The following is a 6,110-nucleotide window of genomic DNA, read 5'->3' as shown; positions in this document are numbered from 1 at the left end:
CTAATTCCATATTATGGTTTAAGGTCAATCAAATTCAATTCGCAAAGTAATTCCTTTTTTATCTAATTATGGAGCATGCGGGTATGATAACTTTCACACATTTATGAAATTGTTGATACTTTTTGAACAACCTCTAAAAACACTGTTTGCATAATTATTGATACAAATTGAGGTTTTTTTCTTACACTGAAAATTCCTAATAAGTACAAAAAAGCCTTGCTTCCTAAGAGGCAAGACCTTTTCTTATTTTTATACCCAGCCTCGAAAACGAGCTGCTTCAGCAGTTTTACGAACACCCACCATATATGCGGCTAGTCGCATATCGATGTTACGCGTTGTTGCTACCGTGTAGATATTTTCAAAAGCATTAACCATTTTTTTGTATAATTTTTCGTTGACCTCTTCTTCTGACCAATAATATCCTTGATTATTTTGAACCCATTCAAAATAGGATACTGTTACGCCACCTGCACTGGCAAGTACGTCTGGAACCAGTAAGATTCCACGGTCAGTCAAAATTTTTGTAGCTTCACTTGTTGTAGGACCATTAGCTGCTTCTACAACTATACTTGCTCGAATTTTGTGTGCATTTTCAGCAGTAATTTGATTTTCAATTGCAGCTGGTACTAAAATATCACAATCTAACTCAAGTAACTCTTTATTAGTGATTGTATTTTCAAACAATGTCGTAACCGTCCCAAAGCTGTCACGGCGATCAAGTAAATAATCAATATCCAATCCATTTGGATCATGTAGCGCACCGTAAGCATCAGAAATACCAATAACTTTAGCACCCGTATCACTCATAAATTTAGCTAAGAAGCTACCTGCATTACCAAAACCTTGTATGACAATTCTTAAATCTTTCATTACAAGTCCACGTTTTTTAGCTGCCTCTTCTACACAAATTGTTACTCCCTGTGCAGTCGCGCGTTCTCGTCCCTGAGAGCCTCCAAGAACAATTGGTTTACCTGTTATAAAACCTGGTGAGTTGAATTCATCTATACGACTATATTCATCCATCATCCAAGCCATAATTTGTGAATTTGTGAATACATCTGGTGCAGGAATATCTTTGGATGGTCCAACAATTTGACTGATAGCGCGAACATATCCACGACTTAGGCGTTCTACTTCGCCCATAGACATCTGACGTGGATCACAAATTATTCCACCTTTAGCCCCACCATAAGGTAAGTCTACAATTCCACACTTCAGTGTCATCCACATTGATAGTGCTTTCATTTCATCCTCAGTTACTTGTGGATGAAATCGAACCCCACCTTTAGTCGGACCAACTGCATCATTGTGTTGTGCACGGTATCCAGTATAAACTTTAACTTTACCATCATCCAATTTGATAGGAATTCGCACTTCAAGCATACGTAATGGTTCTTTTAAAAGCTCATACATTCCTTCATCATACCCAAGTTTATTTAAAGCATCTTTAATAACTACTTGCGTTGAAGTAAATAAGTTTAGATTTTCAGCCATTTTATAGTTCGCCTCTTTATCAAAAATGATTTCATCGGAACCATTGTAACATAATTAATCTTATATATTAACAATATTTATTAATTTTTGAACACTTTTTGAATCTTTTCGATTGCCCAATCTAGTTCTTCTTTTGTAATGACTAGTGGTGGAGCAAAACGAATTACTGTATCATGTGTTTCTTTACATAACAAACCAAGTTCTTTTAGTTTTTCACAATATGGACGAGCAGCTGTTGTGAGTTCCATACCGATAAATAAACCACGTCCTCGAACCTCTTTAATAGTTGAATTCTCAATCTTTGATAACGCTTCTTTGAAGTAATTTCCTAGTTCTTCAGAACGCTCTGCTAACTTCTCGTCAACTAATACTTCAAGTGAAGCAATCGAGACTGCACATGCCATCGGGTTACCACCGAAAGTAGATCCATGTGACCCTGCGTCAAACACTCCAAGAATTTCTTTATTGGCAATAACACAAGAGATTGGAAAAACTCCCCCGCCAAGAGCTTTACCTAAAATGTACATATCTGGATCTATGTCTTCCCATTCACAAGCAAACATTTTACCTGTACGGCCAAGTCCTGCTTGAATTTCATCCGCTATAAATAAAACGTTGTTTTCACGACAAAGTTCACGTGCTGCTTTCATGAAACCTTCTGGAGGAATAATTATTCCCGCTTCTCCTTGAATTGGTTCAATTAAAAATGCAGCTGTATTTGGTGTAATTGCTGTTTTTAACGAGTCAATATCACCGTAAGGAATTAATTTAATACCAGGTAACATCGGTCCGAATCCACGTTTGTAATCTGGTTCTGAAGAAAGGGATACAGCCGCCATTGTACGACCATGGAAGTTACCATTACAAGCAATGATTTCTGCTTGGTCTTCAGCAACTCCTTTTACATCATAAGACCAGCGACGTGCTGCTTTAATAGCAGTTTCAACCGCTTCAGCTCCAGTATTCATTGGAAGGGCCATTTCCTTACCTGATAAATCACAAATCATTTCATACCATGGACCTAATTGATCATTATGGAAAGCACGTGAAGTTAATGTTACACGATCAGCTTGATCTTTTAGTGCTTGAATAATTTTCGGATGACGATGCCCTTGATTAACCGCAGAGTATGCAGCTAACATATCCATATATTTGTTTCCTTCTGGATCTTTAACCCACACCCCTTCAGCTTCTGAAATAACAATTGGTAGTGGATTATAGTTTGGAGCACCAAATTTTTCAGTCTGTTTAATAACGTTATGTGATACTGTCATAATCTTTTGCCTCCTCAAATTTTTAAAAATAGGCAGACCCATCTTCTGATGTGCCTGCCTATGGCCCACAGGATGTGGGTTATGAAGGATTCGGCGCAGGACGCGCCGAACTTAGCCTTCGTTCCTTTAGTGTCCAGTTCCGAATCCCAGCTCGCGGTCCCCATTATGGGGTCAGAAAGGCAAATTGTTCGCCTTTCATCCTTCCAGCATCGGAGTCGAGCTAGCATATGCTAATTCGTTTTTCTTAGAACATTTCAGATGTTGTTTTAGCTTGTAAATGTAATGTAAGGTAATCAGGTCCGCCTGCTTTTGAATCAGTACCTGACATGTTGAATCCACCGAATGACTGATAGCCAACAATTGCGCCTGTACATCCACGATTAAAGTATAAGTTACCTACGTGGAAATCTTCACGGGCTTTTTCTTGGTTCATGCGGTTGTTAGTAATTACCGCTCCAGTTAAGCCGTACTCCGTGTTGTTTGCAATATCTAGAGCATGATCAAAATCTTTTGCTTTCGTTAACCCGACAACAGGACCAAAGATTTCTTCTAACATGATACGTGCAGTTGGTTCTAAGTCTGCAAATACTGTTGGTTGAACAAAGAATCCTTTAGAATCATCTCCGGTTCCACCCGCAACTAAGCGCCCTTCGCTTTTACCAATTTCAATGTAGCTCATGATTTTTTTGAAAGCAGCCGAATCGATAACCGGGCCCACAAAATGCTCATCTTTTTCTGGTTCGCCTACAGTTAGTGCTTTTGTTAGCTCTTCTACGCGATTTACTACTTGATCATACACATCTTCAACAATTACAGCACGTGAACATGCAGAACATTTTTGACCGCTAAAACCAAACGCTGATTTCACAATTGATTGAGCAGCTAACTCTAGATCAGCATCTTTATCAACAACTATTGTGTTTTTACCACCCATTTCAGCGATAACACGTTTAATCCAAATTTGACCTTCAGTTAGTTTTGAAGAACGTTCGAAAATACGTAATCCAACGTCGCGTGAACCAGTAAAACTAATTAAACGAGTACGTGGGTGATCTACTAAGAAATCTCCAACTTCAGCACCAGAACCTGGAATGAAGTTTACAACTCCAGCAGGCAATCCTGCTTCTTCTAATACTTCCATAAATTTATAAGCAACGACAGGTGTAGTTGATGCTGGTTTTAGCAAGACTGTGTTACCAGTAACCATTGCAGCAACCGCTGTACCTGCCATGATTGCAAATGGGAAGTTCCAAGGAGAAATAACTACTGCTACACCCATCGGAATGTAGTCATAACGATTATACTCACCTGGACGACTTTCCATTGGTCGACCATCTTTTAAGCTAAGCATTTGTCGAGCGTAGTATTCAAGGAAATCAATTGCTTCAGCTGCTTCTACGTCTGCTTCTATCCATGTTTTCCCAGCTTCTTTAGAAAGTAACGCTGAAAATTCAAATTTACGACGACGCATAATTGCTGCTGCTTTGAAAAGAACGTCCGCACGAATTTCCGGCTTCACTTTTCTCCAAGTTTTAAATGTTTCATCCGCAATATCCATAGCTTTTGATGCTAGTTCATGGCTAGTTTTTGATACTGAACCAACAACCTCAGTTTTATTGGCTGGATTGTAAGAAACAATCTTATCTTCAGTAGTAACGCGCTCTCCACCAATAATAAGTGGGTAATCTTGACCTAAGTACCCCTCAACTGTTTTGTAACCCTCTTGAATGGCTTTTTTGTTCTCATCTTTTAAGAAATCTGTGAATGCTTCATGTTTATAAGGAATCATGTGAATCCTCCTCCGCTTTATTTTAGTGCAAAAATAATTTGCGCTTTCATTTCGTTTACATATATAATAATGCAAAAGATTCTTGCGTTAATCAAGTAATATTTCTTATTTTCGGAAAAAAAGTTAGGAGTGAATCTTAAATGAGCGTTAATGATTCTAAATTATTGCCTTTTTACAGCTTTGCTAGCAATTATATATCCGTAGGAATTCATGCAATCGACAGCAACGGACGTACAATTTTATATAATGAGAAAATGAAAAATATTGAAGGGTTAGAAACACATGATGTGGCCGATCGATCTCTCCTTGAACTATTTAAATTTGATCAACAAGAAAGTACCCTTTTAAAAGTGTTACAAACAGGAGAACATGTATTAAATGTTAAACAAACATACTGGAATCGTAATGGTCATGAAATCACAACAATTAATGATACCTATCCAGTATTTGAAAACGGGGAATTAATCGGAGCTCTTGAATTAGCACGAGACGTTACCACTTTAGAACGATTAGTTTACCAACCGCTACGTCGTTATGGTGATCCTATCACTTTTCCAGAAATAACTGCTGTTTCTCAATCGATGAAACAAGTAATATTAACCGCTCAAAAAGCGGCTGCGGCTCGGTTATCTGTATTGTTAGTAGGTGAACCTGGTACCGGAAAAGATTTAGTAGCTGAAGGTATTCATTCAGAATTATCCCCACCTTTGTCCCATTTGTATACGTTATATTGTCACAACTCTGATCCAATGATACTTAGCAAATTAAAAGAAGACATGATTTTATTAGAAGGAAGTACGATTTTTTGTGCTCGTATTGATTTATTAACATTAGCTATGCAACAGCAGCTATTTGAAGTGATTAATCATTCTAAACATATTGGTCATTTATTTTTAGCTAGTGTGGGAGCTGACCCTGTAGAACTTATTGCTTCAGGAAAACTTTTGAAAAAATTATATTATTTCTTTTCCTCCATAACCATTGTTGTTCCACCCTTGCGAGAACGTCGTGAAGATATCGATCCATTTGTTCATGACTACTTAGCACGTCATCGAGTTCGCTTCGGCTCCGCTATTATCGGAATGACAAAAGAAATGCATGAAATTTTTCATGCATATAATTGGCCAGGAAATTTAAAAGAGGTAGAGATTTTATTAGATGAAATTACTTCTGTGATTACCGATGAGGAATTAGTAACCTTTGAAATGCTTCCAGTACATTTTAAATTGAAAGTTAGTGAAATGAGGGATCCATTGGGTAGAGCAGAGGATTTCGTTGTTCAATCTGATCGTGACTTGTTACCCTTAGAAGATTATTTAAGAGAAGCTGAAATGTATTATTTGCAAAAAGTAATGGATATGTATGAAGGTAACATTACGAAGGCCGCCGTTGCACTTGGCATGAGTAGACAAAATTTGCAGTATCGTTTACGAAAGATGAAAAAATAGTTATCTATTCAGAATGACAATCTGACACTTTAGATCTTCGTTGTTTTGGACGTAGTTTAACTAATTTTAATATATAAGAAAAACCGGTCCTTAAAGAAAGCACAC

The 6,110-nt window shown here is 37.6% G+C and carries 4 protein-coding genes; 1 reads left to right on the top strand and 3 read right to left on the bottom strand.

Annotated features, from left to right (window positions below; all coding sequences use genetic code 11):
- Nucleotides 1-249: 249 nt before the first annotated feature.
- The 3 genes from B371_RS0102265 to pruA form a co-directional block, all read right to left on the bottom strand.
- Nucleotides 250-1,494: a Glu/Leu/Phe/Val dehydrogenase gene (locus B371_RS0102265; protein ID WP_019412695.1), complete on the bottom strand. Its 1,245-nt coding sequence runs from the start codon at nt 1,492-1,494 to the stop codon at nt 250-252.
- Nucleotides 1,495-1,574: 80 nt separating this feature from the next.
- Nucleotides 1,575-2,768, bottom strand: coding sequence for an ornithine--oxo-acid transaminase (locus B371_RS0102260; RefSeq protein WP_019412694.1), 1,194 nt, complete (start codon nt 2,766-2,768; stop codon nt 1,575-1,577).
- Between the two features lie 244 nt (nt 2,769-3,012).
- Nucleotides 3,013-4,557: an L-glutamate gamma-semialdehyde dehydrogenase gene (gene pruA / locus B371_RS0102255; RefSeq protein WP_019412693.1), complete on the bottom strand. Its 1,545-nt coding sequence runs from the start codon at nt 4,555-4,557 to the stop codon at nt 3,013-3,015.
- Nucleotides 4,558-4,697: 140 nt separating this feature from the next.
- Here pruA and B371_RS0102250 point away from each other — a divergent pair, with 140 nt between their 5' ends.
- Nucleotides 4,698-6,005 (top strand): sigma 54-interacting transcriptional regulator, encoded by a 1,308-nt coding sequence (locus B371_RS0102250; protein ID WP_019412692.1) that lies wholly within the window; start codon nt 4,698-4,700, stop codon nt 6,003-6,005.
- The last annotated feature ends 105 nt before the right edge of the window (nt 6,006-6,110 follow it).

The sequence above is a fragment of the Paenisporosarcina sp. TG20 genome (genome assembly GCF_000286315.1).
Classification (GTDB): Bacteria; Bacillota; Bacilli; order Bacillales_A; family Planococcaceae; genus Paenisporosarcina.
Note: the sequence above shows the minus strand (reverse complement) of the source record. Positions and strands in the feature narration are given on the sequence as shown.

Bases quoted from the DNA above. Each gene is read 5' to 3' on its own strand.
- B371_RS0102250 (WP_019412692.1), top strand. From the start codon at position 4,698: ATGAGCGTTAATGATTCTAAATTATTGCCTTTTTACAGCTTTGCTAGC.
- pruA (WP_019412693.1), bottom strand. From the start codon at position 4,557: ATGATTCCTTATAAACATGAAGCATTCACAGATTTCTTAAAAGATGAG.
- B371_RS0102265 (WP_019412695.1), bottom strand. From the start codon at position 1,494: ATGGCTGAAAATCTAAACTTATTTACTTCAACGCAAGTAGTTATTAAA.
- B371_RS0102260 (WP_019412694.1), bottom strand. From the start codon at position 2,768: ATGACAGTATCACATAACGTTATTAAACAGACTGAAAAATTTGGTGCT.